The 16,836-nt window shown below is 69.3% G+C and carries 12 protein-coding genes and 2 rRNA genes; 1 reads left to right on the plus strand and 13 read right to left on the minus strand.

What is annotated here, in order from left to right; all coding sequences use genetic code 11:
- Positions 1-15: 15 nt before the first annotated feature.
- The 3 genes from DI005_RS29795 to DI005_RS29805 all read right to left on the minus strand — a co-directional run bounded on the left by DI005_RS29795 (position 16) and on the right by DI005_RS29805 (position 3,356).
- Positions 16-922, minus strand: a protein-coding gene (locus DI005_RS29795; RefSeq protein WP_369973583.1) for an IS5 family transposase whose coding sequence is annotated in 2 segments (ribosomal slippage) — positions 16-553 and positions 552-922 — 909 coding nt in all. Because the reading frame shifts where the segments join, the coding sequence is not laid out codon by codon here.
- Between the two features lie 107 nt (positions 923-1,029).
- Positions 1,030-1,656, minus strand: a complete 627-nt coding sequence (locus DI005_RS29800) for an NUDIX hydrolase (RefSeq protein WP_112274760.1) — start codon at positions 1,654-1,656, stop codon at positions 1,030-1,032.
- Positions 1,653-3,356: a CTP synthase gene (locus DI005_RS29805; RefSeq protein ID WP_112274762.1), complete on the minus strand. Its 1,704-nt coding sequence runs from the start codon at positions 3,354-3,356 to the stop codon at positions 1,653-1,655. The genes DI005_RS29800 and DI005_RS29805 overlap by 4 nt, the downstream gene beginning before the upstream one ends.
- Before the next feature lie 85 nt (positions 3,357-3,441).
- Here DI005_RS29805 and aroA point away from each other — a divergent pair, with 85 nt between their 5' ends.
- Complete coding sequence (gene aroA / locus DI005_RS29810; protein WP_113644365.1) at positions 3,442-4,716, plus strand: 3-phosphoshikimate 1-carboxyvinyltransferase; 1,275 nt, start codon at positions 3,442-3,444, stop codon at positions 4,714-4,716.
- Positions 4,717-4,719: 3 nt separating this feature from the next.
- Here the strand turns inward: aroA and DI005_RS29815 are convergent, their stop codons facing one another.
- The 10 genes from DI005_RS29815 to DI005_RS29860 form a co-directional block, all read right to left on the minus strand.
- Entirely contained in the window at positions 4,720-5,667 is a 948-nt protein-coding gene (locus DI005_RS29815; protein ID WP_112274765.1) for a copper transporter, read from the minus strand.
- Positions 5,664-6,848, minus strand: coding sequence for a putative cytokinetic ring protein SteA (gene steA / locus DI005_RS29820; RefSeq protein ID WP_112274766.1), 1,185 nt, complete (start codon positions 6,846-6,848; stop codon positions 5,664-5,666). Before steA ends, DI005_RS29815 begins: the two co-directional genes overlap by 4 nt.
- A 97-nt stretch (positions 6,849-6,945) precedes the next feature.
- The gene (gene recN, locus DI005_RS29825; protein WP_199543331.1) at positions 6,946-8,763 is read right to left on the minus strand and encodes a DNA repair protein RecN; all 1,818 of its coding nucleotides are present in this window, start codon (positions 8,761-8,763) and stop codon (positions 6,946-6,948) included.
- Positions 8,764-8,805: 42 nt separating this feature from the next.
- Positions 8,806-9,753, minus strand: coding sequence for an NAD kinase (locus DI005_RS29830; protein WP_112274767.1), 948 nt, complete (start codon positions 9,751-9,753; stop codon positions 8,806-8,808).
- Positions 9,750-10,565 (minus strand): TlyA family RNA methyltransferase, encoded by an 816-nt coding sequence (locus DI005_RS29835; protein WP_112274769.1) that lies wholly within the window; start codon positions 10,563-10,565, stop codon positions 9,750-9,752. The genes DI005_RS29830 and DI005_RS29835 overlap by 4 nt, the downstream gene beginning before the upstream one ends.
- Before the next feature lie 2 nt (positions 10,566-10,567).
- Positions 10,568-10,783, minus strand: a complete 216-nt coding sequence (locus DI005_RS29840; protein WP_112274770.1) for a hypothetical protein — start codon at positions 10,781-10,783, stop codon at positions 10,568-10,570.
- Between the two features lie 52 nt (positions 10,784-10,835).
- Entirely contained in the window at positions 10,836-11,834 is a 999-nt protein-coding gene (locus tag DI005_RS29845; protein ID WP_113644366.1) for an HAD-IIA family hydrolase, read from the minus strand.
- Positions 11,827-12,531: a hypothetical protein gene (locus DI005_RS38745; protein ID WP_233520371.1), complete on the minus strand. Its 705-nt coding sequence runs from the start codon at positions 12,529-12,531 to the stop codon at positions 11,827-11,829. The genes DI005_RS29845 and DI005_RS38745 overlap by 8 nt, the downstream gene beginning before the upstream one ends.
- A gap of 892 nt (positions 12,532-13,423) precedes the next feature.
- A 5S ribosomal RNA gene (rrf, locus tag DI005_RS29855) occupies positions 13,424-13,540 on the minus strand.
- Positions 13,541-13,622: 82 nt separating this feature from the next.
- A 23S ribosomal RNA gene (locus tag DI005_RS29860) occupies positions 13,623-16,755 on the minus strand.
- Positions 16,756-16,836 lie beyond the last annotated feature (81 nt).

Here is a 16,836-nt window from a genome sequence, read left to right on the forward strand (position 1 = left end):
CTAGGTCGTGTCTCCTTATTGCCGAAGCCATAGGGTGATCGCGCGGAGGACGATGCCTCCTCGGTAGACGGCGGCGAGCTTGTCGTAGCGAGTGGCGATGCCGCGCCATTGCTTGTGGTCGTTGAAGGACCGTTCGATCACGTTGCGCCGCTTGTAGGTCAGGGCGTCGAACTCGGGTGGGCGGCCTCCGGCGGCGCCACGCCGTCTGCGGTGAGCAATCTGGTCTGCGGGCTGTGGGATCACGGTCTTGATGCCCCGGGCTCGCAGTCTGGCTCGAATCGCTCGGGATGAGTAGGCCTTGTCGCCGATCAAGGCCTCGGGGCGAGTGCGCGGCCGACCTGGACCGAGCCGTTTGACGGCCAGGTGGGACAGCAGCGGCGCGAGCATGGGGGAGTCACCGGCCTGGCCGGGTGTGAGTGCGATGACCAGCGGGCGGCCGCGGCCGTCGACGAGCTGGTGGATCTTGGTCGACATCCCGCCCCGCGAGCGTCCCAGCGCATGATCAAGCGGCTCGGCGCGTAGATCCTTGTAGTTCGGCTCAGCCCCCTGTGGGCCGCCGACCTGCGGGATGTTCGACCCGTCGCAGGGTGACCGCGTGCTGGTGGGCGCGGTTGATGGTGGAGTCGACCGACACCGTCCAGTCCACCCCGCCGGCGGCGTCAGCCTCAGCGACCAGCCGAGCGTGGATCTTATCCCAGGTCCCATCGGTCGAGAACCGCTTGTGCCGCTTCCACAGCGTCTGCCACGGTCCGAACGACTCAGGCAGGTCCCGCCACGCGATCCCGGTCCGGAATCGGTAGACGATCCCCTCGACCACCTGCCGGTGATCCCTAAACGGCCTGCCTCGCTGGCCATCCGAGGACGGCATCAGCGGCTCAATCCGAGCCCATTGAGCGTCAGTAAGCACCGCAAACCGTGACATGCGATCAACAATCCCAGCTCACACCGCAGATCTTTAGGAGACACGCCCTAGGTCGTGTCTGCCGATCCGGTTGCCCGCTCGCACGGCAGAGAATTGTCAGACACGACCTAACGCAGCCGGGCCGCGAACGACGTCGGGCGGTCCCGCCACGGCGTCCGCGCCGGGCGCGCCTGTTCCACCCCGGTGAGCACCGCGTGCGCCGCGAGCACACCCGCCACCGTCGCTCCGTTGACGATGTCGCCCGCGAGCACCATCCGCACGGCTTGCGCGAGCGGGACCGTGGTGATCACCAGGTCGGCCTCCTCCTCGCCGTGCACCTCGCGCTCCACGGCGGTGAGGTCGCGCGCGAGGTAAACGCGCACGACCTCGTCGGTGAAGCCGGGCGAGGCGGCCACGTCCACGAGGGTGTCCCAGCGCCGCGCGGCGAGACCGGCCTCCTCCACGAGCTCGCGGGCCGCCGTGTCGAGCGGGTCCTCGCCGTCCTTGTCGAGCAGGCCGGCTGGCAGCTCCCACAGCCGGTCGCGTAGCGGGTGCCGGTACTGGTGGACCAGCGTCACTGCGCCGTCGTCGTCCACCGCGCACACGGCGACGGCCCCGAGGTGCTCGACGACCTCCCTGCGTGCCGTGCCACCACCGGGCATCACGAGCTCGTCGATTCGCAGGCCCACGACGCGTCCGATGTGGATGTCCTCAGAGGACACCACGGTGAACTCGTGCGAGCCGGGCTCGCTCATCGCGCGCCCACGGACGAGGTCTCGGGCAGCTCCACGGGAAGCCGCTCGGCGGTGCGGTACTCCACGACCGCGCGCACGAACGCGTCGAACAGCGGGTGGGGCCGGGTCGGCCTGCTCTTGAGCTCGGGGTGCGCCTGCGTGCCGACGAAGAACGGGTGCTCCTCCTTGGGCAGCTCCACGAACTCCACGAGCCGGTCGTCGGGCGAGAGCCCGGAGAACACCAGGCCTGCGTCGGAGAGCCGCTTGCGGTAGGCGTTGTTGACCTCGTAGCGGTGGCGGTGCCGTTCGGAGACCTCGCGCGTGCCGTAGGCCTCGGCCACCTGCGAGCCCGGCAGCAGCTTCGCCGGGTAGGCGCCAAGGCGCATCGTGCCGCCCATGTCGCGGTCGCCCGACACGACGTCCTTCTGGTCGGCCATCGTCGAGATCACCGGGTTGGCGGTGGTCTCGTCGAACTCCGCCGAGTTGGCGTCGGCGATGCCGGCGAGGTGCCGCGCGGTCTCGATCACCATGCACTGCAGCCCGAGGCACAGGCCCAGCACCGGGATCTTGCGCGTGCGCGCGTACTGGATGGCGCCGATCTTGCCCTCGATGCCGCGCACGCCGAACCCGCCGGGGATCAGCACACCGTCCACACCGGACAGCGCGGCCGCGGCACCGGCGGGGGTGGTCGCCTCGTCGGAGGGCACCCAGACGATCTCCACCTTGGCGCGGTGGGCGAACCCGCCCGCGCGCAGCGCCTCGGTCACCGACAGGTAGGCGTCCGGCAGGTCGATGTACTTGCCGACGAGGGCGATCCGAACGGTCTCCGTGGGGTTGTGCACGCGGTCGAGCAGGTCACCCCACACCGTCCAGTCGACGTCCCGGAACGGCAGCCCGAGCCGCCGCACCACGTAGGCGTCGAGCGCCTCGCCGTGCAGCACCTTGGGGATGTCGTAGATCGAGCGGGCGTCGGGGCAGGCGATCACGGCCTCGGTGTCCACATCGCACATCAGGCCGATCTTGCGCTTGAGGTCCTCGGACAGGTCGCGGTCGGCGCGGCAGACGAGCGCGTCGGGCTGGATGCCGATGTTGCGCAGGGCCGCGACGGAGTGCTGCGTGGGCTTGGTCTTCAGCTCGCCGGACGGCGCGAGGTAGGGCACGAGCGACACGTGCAGGAAGAAGCAGTTGTCCCTGCCGACGTCGTGGCGGACCTGACGGCAGGCCTCGAGGAACGGCAGCGACTCGATGTCGCCCACCGTGCCGCCGACCTCCGTGATCACCACGTCGGGACGCAGCCCGGTGCCGTCCGACTCGGCGACGGCCATGATGCGCGTCTTGATCTCGTCGGTGATGTGCGGGATCACCTGCACGGTGTCGCCGAGGTACTCGCCCCTGCGCTCCTTGGCGATCACCGTCGAGTACACCTGGCCGGTGGTCACGTTCGCCGAACCGGACAGGTCACGGTCGAGGAACCGCTCGTAGTGACCGATGTCGAGGTCGGTCTCGGCGCCGTCCTCGGTGACGAAGACCTCGCCGTGCTGGAACGGGTTCATCGTCCCGGGGTCGACGTTCAGGTAGGGGTCGAGCTTCTGCATCGTGACCCGGAGACCACGAGCGGTGAGGAGCTGACCCAGGCTGGACGCCGTGAGCCCCTTACCCAGAGAGGAGGCGACGCCTCCCGTGACGAATACGTACTTGGTTGTCCGCGGCTGAAGTCCCACGGGCTTCCACCTTATCGCACCTCGCCGGGATCGCGCCGCAAGCCTCACCCGCACCGCGTGGCGGGCGCTGTGCCACAGTGGTGGCGTGCCCGTGCGAAACTCCTGGACAGCGCCGGTTGCCGAGGACAAGGTCGACGCCACGATCCGCGTCCCGGGTTCGAAGTCGATCACCAATCGCGCCTATGTGCTCGCCGCCCTGTCGACCCGGCCCACGCTGGTGCGCGCGCCGCTCGACTCGCGCGACGCCCGGCTCATGCTCGCCGCGCTGAGCCGGCTGGGGGCCACCTCGGAGCACACGCCGGAGGGTGTGCGGGTGCAGCCGCTCACGCCGGGCGAGGGCGAGGTGTCGATCGACCTGGGCAACGCGGGCACGGTGGCGCGTTTCACCCCGCCGCTGGCCGCGCTCGGGGCCCGCACGGTGCGCTTCGACGGTGACCCCGCGATCCGCCGCCGTCCCCTCTCGCCGCTGCTGACGGCCCTGCGCGCACTCGGAGCCGACCTCGACGACGAGGGCAGGGGCGCCCCGCCGTTCACCGTGCGCGGGCGCGACGGCCTGCCGGGCGGTGCCGTCGAGCTGGACTCCTCCGCGTCGAGCCAGTTCCTGTCCGCGCTGCTGCTCGCGGCCCCCGCGTTCGAGTCAGGGGTCACGGTGCGGCTGATCGGCAAGCCGCCGAGCGAGCCGCACATCGCGATGACGCTGGACATGCTGCGCCGCTTCGGCGCGGCTCCGGAGCGGCACCTCGACGAGTTCCACGTGCCCGCCACCTCGCTGTCACTGGATGACTACACAGTGGAGCCGGACCTGTCGACGGCGGCGCCGTTCGTGGTGGCGCCGCTCGTGACGGGCGGCACGGTCCGAGTCGCGGGTTGGCCCGCCGAGACGACCCAGCCCGGAGACTGGCTGCGCAGCCTCGTCCGCGAGCTGGGCGCCGACGTGACGCTCGACGACGGCGGGCTGACGGTCACGGGCCAGGGCAGGCTGCCGGGCGCGACGCTGGACCTCCACGAGGTCGGCGAGCTGACCCCGGTGATCGCGGCGCTGCTGTGCTTCGCCGACGGGCCGTCGGTCATCTCCGGCGTCGCCCACCTGCGCGGGCACGAGACCGACCGGCTGGCCGCGCTCGCCACGGAGCTGACGGCGCTAGGCGGCGACGTCACCGAGACCGAGGACGGCCTGCGCATCCGCCCGGCGCCGCTGCACGGCGGCGTCTTCCACACCTACGACGACCACCGGCTCGTGATGGCGGGCGCCGTGCTGGGCCTGCGCATCGCGGGCGTCGAGGTGGAGAACCCGGCGACCGTCGGCAAGACGTTCCCCGGGTTCGTCGAGGCGTGGGGCGGACTGCTGAACCCCGCGTGAGGGCTACTGCCCCTGCTGGTTGACGCCGGGAGCGGGGCCCTGCGCGTTGCCTGCGACACCGTAGCGGCCCGCGTTGCCCTCGAGCTGCTCGCGCAGCGCCAGGATGGTCGCCACGCGACCGGCCGCCGTGTTCACGTTGTCCACAGTAGACAGAACCGAGGTCATGGACGTGTCGGCGCGGGCGACGCCGACGGCGCCGGTGCCCTCCGCTGAGGACGGGTCGCCCGTGAGCACCGTGCCCGCGCCGGAGCGGTCGAGCTGGGCGGCGAAGCGCGCGAGCGTGGCGGCCCGGTCACCGGCGCCGTCGCCAGCGGCCTTGCCACCGGTGAGCACGACGGCGAGCTGTGCAGGGCGCACGTTCTGGCTCGGCTTCACGAAGCCGCCGTCGGTGAGCCCCGCCAGCGCGGCGGCCAGCTCCGCGTCGGACGACTGGGGCTCGGCGGAGTCCTTGTCCAGCAGCAGCACCGAGCCGAGCAGCGCACCGGCCAGCGTGCCGGGGTCGCCCGCGGTCGGGAACTGCGCGCCGGCAGGCTGCAGCCGCGTCACGACCTCGCGCAGCTGGTCGGCCTTGGCCGGGTCGGCGAAGGAGTCGGTGAGCTGCACCTCGCCGGTCACCGACGCGCCCGCCTTGCCCACCAGGTCCTTGAGCGCGTCGCGGTCGGCGGGCCGGGCGTCAGCGGTGGTCACGAGCACCACCGAGCGCTTGTCGAGCGAGCCGGACACCACCTTCCCGCCGACGGAGCCCGCGAACGCGTCCGCGTCGGCCAGCCGCGCGTTGAGCGCGTTGCGCTCGGCCTCCAGGTCGCTGACCTGCGTGGCCAGGTCACCCTTCTCGTCGTTGAGCCCGGACAGCAGCGACCCGTTCAGCGCGGTCGAACCGAGCACGACACCGATCGCGAGCGCGAGAAAGGCCGCCGCGATCGAGACGATGTGGTACCGCAGAGAAATCACGTGAAGAGCCCCTTGACCCAGCTAGTGAAGGAATTCCAGGTGTCGCGAACCCAGTCGAGGTAGACGTCGCCGACGTCGGACACCAGCAGCGCGGCGAGCACCACCACCAGCGCGGCGAGCACGAGCAGCACGACGGCGCCGACCGACACGCGGCTGCGGTGCAGCGTCGCGACGGCCTTGCCGTCCACCAGCTTGGTGCCGAGCTTGAGCCGGGTGAGGAACGTTGACGGGTTCGAGCCGGAGCGGCCGTGGTCGAGGAACTCCCGCAGCGTGGCCTGGAAACCGACCGTCACCACCAGGTCCGCGTCGTGGGTGTCGGCCAACAGGAGGGCGAGGTCCTCGGCGTTGCCCGACGCGGGGAACGTCACCGCGCCGATGCCGAGGTCCTGGATGCGCTCGACACCGGGCGCGTGCCCGTCCGGCTGCGCGGGGACCACGACCTCGCCGCCCGCCTTGAGCGTGGCGGCCTCGATCCCGCTCGGGTCGCCGACGATCACGTCGGGCGTGTACCCGTGGGCGCGCAGCGTGTCGGCCGCCGAGTCGACGCCGATCAGCACCGGCCGGTGCTCGGCGATGTACTTCTTCAGCCCGCGCAGGTCCTCGGCGTGCCCGTTGCCAGGGGCGATCACCACGACGTGCCGGTCACGCAACGGGATCCGCAGCTCGGGGACGCCGACGCCGTCGAGGATGAGCGTGCGTTCCCTGCGCAGGAACTCGATGGTGTTGGCCGAGAACGCCTCCAGCTGGGTGGACATGCCGGCCTTGGCCTCGATCATCTGGTCGGCGACGCTCTCGCTGGTCTGCACGGTGCCCGAGGCGACCCTGCGCTCGCCGGAGTAGACCACGCCCTCGTGGATCCGCACGCGGCTGCCGTCCTTGATGCGCCGGAGCACCTCGCCGCCGACGTTGTCGATCAGCGGGATGCCCTCCGCGACAAGTATTTCCGGCCCGAGGTTGGGAAACCTGCCCGAAATGGACGGTGCCGCGTTGACGACGGCGGCGACGCCTGCCTCCACGAGCGCGTCCGCGGTGGCCCGGTCGAGGTCGACCTGGTCCAGCACCGCGATCTCACCGGGTCCCAGCCTGCGCAGCAGATCCCGGGTGCGCCGATCGACCCGGGCGACTCCACTCACGCCGGGCAGCGCCTCCTTGGTTCGTGCGAGCAGACCGGTGAGTTTCATGAGGCGATAGTGACAAACGGGCGCGCGAAAACTCCGCCGACACACCGGGCGGAAGCCGTCAATTACCGGGCACTGTGTCGTGCTCCACAGCGGACGATCAGGAGTTCTTTCTGCTCCCCGCCTTCTTCTTGGCCCCCTTGGCCGAACGCGATGCCTTCACCGGTTCGGGTGTCTTCTTGAAATTCTCGGCAGCGTTGAGTAGTTCCTCGGCGTGTGCGCGACCCGTTTCGGTGCCATCGAGGCCCGCGAGCATTCGCGCCAGTTCCGCAACGCGATCGGACTGCGCGAGCACGGTGACCCCGCTGCGCGTGACGCCGCCCGAGGTGCCCTTGTCGACCACCAGGTGCCGGTCGGCGAACGCGGCGACCTGGGGCAGGTGGGTGACCACGAGTACCTGGTGACTGCGCGCGAGCTTCGCGAGCCGCCTGCCGATCTCCACGGCGGCCCGCCCGCCGACACCGGCGTCCACCTCGTCGAAAACGAGCGTCCCGACGGTGTCCGCGTGGGCGAGCACCACCTCGATCGCGAGCATGACCCGCGACAGCTCCCCACCGGAGGCGGCCTTGTGCACCGGCAGCGGCGGCGCGCCGTTGTGCGCCTTGAGCAGCAGCTCCACCTCGTCGACGCCGTCCGGGCCCGCGTGCACGACCTGACCGCCGACCTTCAGCTCGTGCGGGTCACCGGTCTCGGCCTGCCTGGCACTGACGGTGATCTCGATCTCCGCTTGCCCCATCGCGAGCCCGGCCAGCTCCGCGGTGATCTCACCGGCCAGTTCCCGCGCGGCCGCGTCGCGGGCGGCCGACACGTCCTCGGCGTGCCGGGCCAGCTCGACGGCCAGCTCGTCCCGGCGCGCGGCGAGTTGCGCGAGCGCCTCGCCGGAGGTGTCCATGGTCTCCAGGCGGGCGCGGGCGTCGTCCGCCCACGCCAGCACGCCGTCGACGTCGGCCGCGTACTTGCGGGTCAGCTTCTTCAGCTCGGACTGCCTGGCCAGGATCTGTTCGAGCCGTTCGGGATCGGCGTCCAGCGTCTCCAGATAGGCGGTGAGCTCGGCGCCGACGTCGCCGAGCAGCACGGACGCCTCGGCGAGCCGGGGCTCGAGGTCGGACAGCGCGGCATCCTCCGTCGCGGAGAGCCTGCGCCGGGCCTCGGCCAGCAATCCGAGCGCCCCTGGCACGTCGGGATCGCCCTCGGCGGAGCCGGACACCGCGACGCTCGCCGCGCTCGCCGCCTCCCGAAGCTCGTCGATCGCGGCGAGCCGCTTGACCTGCTCGGTGAGCTCGGCGTCCTCGCCGGGCGCGGGGTCGACGGCCTCGATCTCGGTGAGCCCGTGCCGGAGCATGTCGGCCTGCTGGGCCAGTTCGCGCGAGCGGCTGGAGCGTTCCCTCAGCTCCGTGGCGACGGCGATCCATTCGTCCCGCACGCGCCGGTACTTCCCGAGCGGGGCGGCGACCGAGTCGCCCGCGAAGCGGTCGATCACGGCGCGCTGCTCGGCGGGGCGCAGCAACCGCAGCTGGTCGTTCTGCCCGTGCACGGCGAGCAGCTGTTCGGAGAGGTCGGCGAGCACGCCGACCGGCACGGACCGCCCGCCAAGGTGCGCGCGGGAGCGCCCGTCGGCGCTCACCGACCGCAGTGCGATGACACTGCCGTCCTCGTCGACGTCGGCCCCCGCGTCCGTGACGATCTTCGTCGCCTGCTCCGCGGTCACGTTCTCGAAACGGCCCTCGACGGTGGCCTTCCCGGTGCCGGTCCGGACCTTGGACGCCTCCGCGCGACCACCCGAGAGCAGGTGGAGCCCGGTGACGACCATGGTCTTGCCCGCGCCGGTCTCCCCGGTGACCACGGTGAATCCCGGGTGCAGTTCGAGCAGGGCGTCCTCGATGACTCCGAGGCCCTGGATACGCATCTCGGCCAGCACGCCACCACCGTAGCGGCCACCACCGACATCCGGGTGACTCGGTCAGGAAGGGTCGGAGCCGCGGCTGCCCCTGCGGTCGTGCCGCTCGCGCCAGCTCTTGACCGGCAGCGCGAACTTGTGCACGAGCCGGTCGGTGAACGGGCCGTCCCACAGGTGCACCAGCCGGACCGGCACCGATCCCGCGACCACCTGCACGCGCGCACCCGGCTCCAGCTCGACGTGCCGCAGCCCGTCGCAGGTCAGCACCGCGGGGGAGCCGTCGGGGTCGACCTGCACGGTGATCACCGACGACCGCGAGACCACGAGCGGCCGGGAGAACATCGCGTGCGCGTTGCTCGGCACCACCAGCAGGGCCTCGACGTCCGGCCACACCACCGGGCCGCCCGCGGAGAACGCGTACGCGGTGGAGCCGGTCGGGGTGGAGCACAGCACGCCGTCACAGCCGAACGACGACACGGGCCTGCCGTCGACCTCGATGAGCGCGTCGAGGACGCGTTCGCGCGAGGCCTTCTCCACGCTGGCCTCGTTGAGCGCCCACGTCTCGGCGACGACCTTCCCGCCGAGGGTCACGGTGACGTCGATCGTCATGCGCTCCTCGATGCGGTACCGGCCCGTGACGACGCGGTCGACGGTGGCGGCGACCGCGTCGGACTCGGCCTCGGTGAGGAAGCCGACCCGGCCCAGGTTCACCCCGAGCACGGGCACCCCGGCCGGCCTGGCGAGCTCGGCGGCCCGCAGCAGGGTTCCGTCGCCGCCCAGCACGAGTACCAGCTCGACGCCCTTGGCCGGGTTGTCCTCGGGAGCCACGACGGTGCACGGCATGTCGTGGTCCTCGGGTTCGACGAGCCGCAGCACCTCCTCGTCGATCACCCGCAGCCACATTCCGGCCTCGGCGAGCCGGACGGCGACCGCCCTGGCGGCGCTTCTCGTCGCCTCCCGGTCGGGGTGCACGACCAGGAGCACTTCGCGCGTTTCGCACGCTTCGGTCACGACGGGCCTTCCCGGACGGCGGTGCGGACCAGTTCGCCGGGGTCTCCAGCGTCCTCCCCGGGGTCGGCTCGCCGCAGCCACGCGAAGTACTCCACGTTGCCGGACGGGCCGGGCAGCGGGCTCGCGACCACGCCGCGCGCACTCAGGCCGAGGCGCTCCGCCTCGGTGAGCACACCCAGCACGGCCTCGGCCCTCAGCTCGGGGTCTCGGACGACCCCGCCGCTGCCGAGGCGTTCCTTGCCGACCTCGAACTGCGGTTTGACCATGGGCAGCAGGTCGGCGCCCTCGCCCGCACAGGCCGCGAGCGCGGGAAGCACGAGCTTGAGCGAGATGAACGAGAGGTCGGCGACCACGACGTCGACGCGGCCGCCGATCTGCTCCGGCGTGAGGTTGCGGACGTTGGTCTTGTCCAGCACGACCACGCGGTCATCGGTCTGCAGCCGCCAGTCGAGCAGGCCACGCCCCACGTCGGCGGCGACCACCGTGCGCGCGCCCCTGCGCAGCAGCACGTCGGTGAACCCGCCGGTGGAGGCTCCCGCGTCGAGACAGCGCTTGCCGGCGACGGTCAGCCCCGCGGGCTCGAACCTGCCGAGCGCGCCGAGCAGCTTGTGGGCGCCGCGGGAGGCCCAGCCGGGGTCGTCGGCGGTGCGCACGACGATCGCGGCGTCGGCCTCGACGCCGGTGGCCGGCTTGCGGGCGATCATGCCGCGAACGGTCACCTTGCCCTCACCGATGAGGGAGCTGGCGTGTTCCCTGGACCGGGCGAGCCCTCGGCGGACGAGCTCGGCGTCCAGGCGGGCCCTGCGAGGCACCGCTAGACCTTGTCGATGCTGGACAGCGCCACGGCCAGCTCCGTGTGCACCGCGTCGAAGCGTTCGACGTGCTCGGCCGGGGGCAGGTCGTCGAGTTCGTCGAGCCCGGCGATGGCCTCCTCGATGCCGGCCCTGGGGTCGGTCTCCTGCGGCGCCGGTCCCATGCCGGGCGGCGGCCCCGGGACCGGGCGCGGTACGGGGTTCGTGTGTTCCTGCACGCCTCAACGCTATCCGATCCGGCGGCGCGACGGCGGAGGCGTACGGAGCAGTTCAGCCCAGTGCGAGGTCTCCCAGCGCGGTGGCGGCCTGGCCGTCGGCGGCACGCACGGTGGTCACGCCATGGCGCCACGCAGCGTCGCACAGCGCCCGCAGCAGGTCGAGGCCGTCCTGGCCGCCGTCGCTCGCGACCACCAGCTCGCCGTCGCGGGCCTCGACGCGCCAGCCGGGCCGGGGGCCGATCTCCAGCTCGTCGGCCTTGCCGTCGAGTCCCGTGAGGTCGGCGGCCAGGTAACGCGGCCGCTCTGCGGGGATCGCGGCGAGCACGCTCGCCGGGGTGGCGACCCCGGTGAGCACCACGAGCGAGTCGACGCCCGCGGCCACGGCGCCCGCGATGTCGGTGTCGAGCCGGTCGCCGACCACCAGCGGGCTGGTCGCGTCCGCCGATTCGGCGGCCGTGCGGAACAGCGGCGGCTGGGGCTTGCCCGCGACGATCGGCTCGCGGTCCGTCGCCGCCTTCAGCGCGGCGACCATGGCGCCGTTGCCGGGCAGCAGCCCGCGTTCCGTGGGCAGGGTGGCGTCGGCGTTGCAGGCGACCCACAGGGCGCCCTCGCGGATGGCGACGCAGGCCTCGGCGAGGTCGGCCCAGCCGGTCTTCGGTGAGTGGCCCTGCACCACGGCGGCTACGCCGGCGTCGGCTTTGCGGACCGAGCGCAGCCCTCCGCCGTCGACCTCGGCCGCGAGCGAACCGGCGCCCACCACGAGCACGGCCACGCCCTCGGGCAGGCGCTCACGGAGGATCCGCGCCGCGGCCTGCGCGCTCGTGAGGACCTCGGCGGGATCGGCCGGCACGCCGAGCGACCGCAGGTGCTCGGCCACCGCCTCGGGCGCCTTGGAGGCGTTGTTCGTGACGAACCGGACCGGTGTTCCCCGGTCACGGGCCCGGCCGATCGCGTCGGCGGCGTGCGGGATCGGCCGGACACCGTGATAGACGGTGCCGTCGAGGTCGAGCAGGACGGCGTCGTGGCGGTCGAGCAGGGCGCCGTCAGTCACCGGCCAGCTCCGCCGCTCGCTCGGCCGCGTCGGTCTCCTCCTCGGAGTCGGCGTCGGCGGCGTGGAGGAACCAGCGAACGGCCTCCTCGGCGCGGCCGGCCGCGGCGAGGTTGTCCGCGTAGGCGTAGAAGAGGCGCGCGCTCCACGGCTGCCTCTGCTTCGGGTCGAGATCGTCGCCCTGGAGCGCCACGACGGCCGCGTCGAGCTGACCGAGGTCGCGCCGGGCACCGGCCGCGACGATCTTCAGCTCGATGGCGACGTCCTTCGGCAGGCTCGCGGTGTCGGTTTCCTTGGCGATGTCGAGCGCCCGTTCGGGACGCCCCATGGCGCGTTCGGCATCGGCGATCACGGCGACGTGGGCGTCGGTGCGCGTCATCCGCCGCACGGCGCGCAGCTCCGACAGCGCCTCCGACCACTTGCCGGCGTGGTAGGCGGCGAGCCCGACGGCCTCCCGCACCACGGGGATCCGGGAGACCTTCGACTTGGCGTACTTCGCGTGCGCGAGCGCGACCTCGGGGTCCTCGTCGATCAGCGTCCCGGCCGCCACGAGATGCCTGCCGATCCGCTCGGCGAGCTCCTTGGGCAACGAGCGCAGCTCCCGGCGAGCCTCGGGGTCGAGGTCGGCGTAGTCGATGCCCTCGGGCAGCTCGGGAGCCTCGAGCAGTTCGCGCGCCACGGCCTCGTCACTGGGCTCCACGCGCGCAGCAGGCTCGGCGGCGGGCCGGTCGTCCCGCCGTGGCCGGTCATCGCGGCGCGGACGCTCCGTTCGCGCCGACCGGTCGTCGCGGTAGGGCCGGTCGTTCTTGCCACGAGGACGATCATCCCGGTCGCGGAAGGGCCGGTCGCCACCACGAGGACGGTCATCCCGGTCCCGGCGCGGACGGTCGTCCCGGTCGCGGAACGGCCGGTCGCCACCACGAGGACGGTCATCCCGGTCCCGGAACGGCCGGTCGCCACGCGAACGATCGTCGCGGTCCCGGTAGGGCCGGTCGCCGCCGCGGGGCCGGTCATCCCGGCCCCGGTAGGGCCGGTCACCGCCACGCCCGCGATCATCGCGGCCCCGGTAGGGCCGGTCGCCACGCGAACGATCGTCGCGGTCGCGGAAGGGCCGGTCGCCGCCGCGAGGACGATCGTCCCGGCGGGGCCGGTCATCCCGGTCGCGATAGGGGCGGTCGTTCCGATCGCGGTAGGGCCGCTCGCCGCGGCCCCGGTCGTCGCGATCCCGGTACGGGCGGTCCCCGCGGAACGAGCCCTTGCCCCGGGGCCGGTCGTCTCGGTTGGGCCGGTCGTCGCGGTCCCCGCGAGGGCGGTCGTCGCGCCGGAAATCCCCTCCCCTGGATCCTCCGCGCCGATCCTCGTACCGGCCTCCGCCACGGTTCGGGCGTCCTTCTCGGTCGTTGCGGTACGAACCCCGGTTGCCCTCATTCCGGCGCTGCGGTCGAGCGGACTCGCCGTCGTCCCGTGAGCCGCGTCGACCGAACTCGGACACTTGTCCTCCTACTGAACTGCTACTGCACTATGAACGTAGACATGCTGAAGGCCCGTTAGGGTGGCCAGCAGACCAACCCTAACGGGCCTCCATAAGTTGAGTTCGGCGGTGTCCTACTCTCCCACACCCCCACGGGTGCAGTACCATCGGCGCTGGTGGGCTTAGCTTCCGGGTTCGGAATGGGACCGGGCGTGACCCCACCGCTATAACCACCGAAACACTGGTGAAACAACCACACTCTCTTCACTTATCAGGGCGTGTGGTGTTTCAGAATCGTAGAGTGAGTGCGTAGCAGCTTTGTGGGCAAGTCCTCGGCCGATTAGTACCAGTCCACTCAAAAACACGTTACCGTGCGTCCATGTCTGGCCTATCAACCCAGTGGTCTACTGGGAGCCTTAACCCACAAGGGGTGGGAGACCTCATCTAGGAACAGGCTTCCCGCTTAGATGCCTTCAGCGGTTATCCCTTCCGAACGTAGCCAACCAGCCATGCCACTGGCGTGACAACTGGCATACCAGAGGTTCGTCCGTCCCGGTCCTCTCGTACTAGGGACAGCCTTCCGCAAGTCTCCTACGCGCGCGGCGGATAGGGACCGAACTGTCTCACGACGTTCTAAACCCAGCTCGCGTGCCGCTTTAATGGGCGAACAGCCCAACCCTTGGGACCTACTCCGGCCCCAGGATGCGACGAGCCGACATCGAGGTGCCAAACCATGCCGTCGATATGGACTCTTGGGCAAGATCAGCCTGTTATCCCCGGGGTACCTTTTATCCGTTGAGCGACACCCCTTCCACCAGGAGGTGCCGGATCACTAGTCCCTGCTTTCGCACCTGCTCGACCCGTCAGTCTCACAGTCAAGCTCCCTTGTGCACTTACACTCAACACCTGATTGCCAACCAGGCTGAGGGAACCTTTGGGCGCCTCCGTTACCCTTTAGGAGGCAACCGCCCCAGTTAAACTACCCACCAGGCACTGTCCCTGAACCGGATCACGGTCCGAAGTTAGATTCCCAGCACGACCAGAGTGGTATTTCAACAACGACTCCACCAACACTAGCGTGTCAGCTTCACAGTCTCCCACCTATCCTACACAAGCCGAACCGAAAACCAATACCAAGCTATAGTAAAGGTCCCGGGGTCTTTCCGTCCTGCCGCGCGAAACGAGCATCTTTACTCGTAGTGCAATTTCGCCGGGCCTGTGGTTGAGACAGCCGGAAAGTCGTTACGCCATTCGTGCAGGTCGGAACTTACCCGACAAGGAATTTCGCTACCTTAGGATGGTTATAGTTACCACCGCCGTTTACTGGCGCTTAAATTCTCAGCTTCACCCCACAAAAGGGGTTAACCGGTCCTCTTAACGTTCCAGCACCGGGCAGGCGTCAGTCCATATACATCGACTTGCGTCTTCGCATGGACCTGTGTTTTTAGTAAACAGTCGCTTTCCGCTGGTCTCTGCGGCCACTCCCACCTAGCCCGAACAAGGCTTCAGCAGGCTTGGCCCCCCTTCTCCCGAAGTTACGGGGGCAATTTGCCGAGTTCCTTAACCACAGTTCACCCGATCGCCTTAGTATTCTCTACCTGACCACCTGTGTCGGTTTGGGGTACGGGCCACACATGCACTCGCTAGAGGCTTTTCTCGGCAGCAGAGGATCACCCTACTTCACCACAAACGGCTACGCATCACGCCTCACCCTCGTCATCCAAGACAGCAGAACGGATTTCCCTATCCTGCGGGCCACACGCTTACACCAGTATCACCACTGACTGGCGGGGCTACCTTCCTGCGTCACCCCATCGCTTGACTACTACAGGATCAGGCCCCACGCTCACCAACACCACCACTCCGAAGAGCGGCAATGCGGCTCGGGTGGTTAGTATCCCCTGCCTCGCCAGGGACGCACACACGCGGGTACGGGAATATCAACCCGTTGTCCATCGACTACGCCTGTCGGCCTCGCCTTAGGTCCCGACTTACCCTGGGCGGAACAACCTGGCCCAGGAACCCTTGGTCATCCGGCGGCAGAGATTCTCACTCTGCATTCGCTACTCATGCCTGCATTCTCACTCCCACACCCTCCACAACTCGCTCACGCGGCCGCTTCTCTGGATGCAGGACGCTCCCCTACCCACCCACACGACTAGATGCCCCTCCCAAAGAGGAACACCGATCAATGTGTGAGTGACACAGCTTCGGCGGTGTGCTTAAGCCCCGCTACATTGTCGGCGCAGAACCACTTGACCAGTGAGCTATTACGCACTCTTTCAAGGATGGCTGCTTCTAAGCCAACCTCCTGGTTGTCTCAGCGACTCCACATCCTTTCCCACTGAGCACACACTTAGGGGCCTTAGCTGGCGTTCTGGGCTGTTTCCCTCTCGACGACGAAGCTTATCCCCCGCCGTCTCACTGCCGCACTCTCACACACCCGTATTCGGAGTTTGGTTGACTTCGGTAACCCGGTAAGGCCCCTAGGCCACCCAGTAGCTCTACCCCAGGTGTGAAACATACGACGCTGCACCTAAATGCATTTCGGGGAGAACCAGCTATCACGGAGTTTGATTGGCCTTTCACCCCTACCCACAACTCATCCCCCAGGTTTTCAACCCTGGTGGGTTCGGCCCTCCACACCGTCTTACCGGCGCTTCAGCCTGGCCATGGGTAGATCACTCCGCTTCGGGTCTCGACCACGCAACTCACACGCCCTCTTCAGACTCGCTTTCGCTACGGCTACCCCACACGGGTTAACCTCGCCACGCAGCACGAACTCGCAGGCTCATTCTTCAAAAGGCACGCCATCACAACGACCAGCATTGCTCTGACGGCTTGCAGGCACACGGTTTCAGGTACTCTTTCACTCCCCTCCCGGGGTACTTTTCATCTTTCCCTCACGGTACTCGTCCGCTATCGGTCACCAGGAAGTATTTAGGCTTACCGGGTGGTCCCGGCAGATTCACAGCAAATTCCACGAGCTCGCTGCTACTCGGGAACACCATTCCAGACACGCCCATGCAGTTTTCACGTACGGGACTCTCACCCACTCCGGCCGCTCATCCCAAAGCGTTCCGCTAACCACACAACGCATCCCCAGGAGTGTCAGCCCCTGGCAAACAGGTCCCACAACCCCGCACACACAACACCTGACAGCTTGACATGCGCACGGTTTAGCCTCCTCCGCTTTCGCTCGCCACTACTCACGGAATCACACTTGTTTTCTCTTCCTACGGGTACTGAGATGTTTCACTTCCCCGCGTTCCCTCCACACACCCTATACATTCAGGTGCGGGTGACACCTCATAACAGGTGCCGGGTTACCCCATTCGGACACCCTCGGATCACAGCTCGGTTGACAGCTCCCCGAGGCTTATCGCAGCCTCCCACGTCCTTCATCGGCCCCTAGTGCCCAGACATCCACCATGTGCCCTACACAACTTGACCACAAAGATGCTCGCACTCACTCTACAATTCTCAAACACCACACCAAAAGCAACACCACCGTGCTGCCTCAGGACCCAACAG

The sequence above is a fragment of the Prauserella sp. PE36 genome (genome assembly GCF_003311655.1).
GTDB lineage: Bacteria > Actinomycetota > Actinomycetes > Mycobacteriales > Pseudonocardiaceae > Prauserella_A > Prauserella_A endophytica.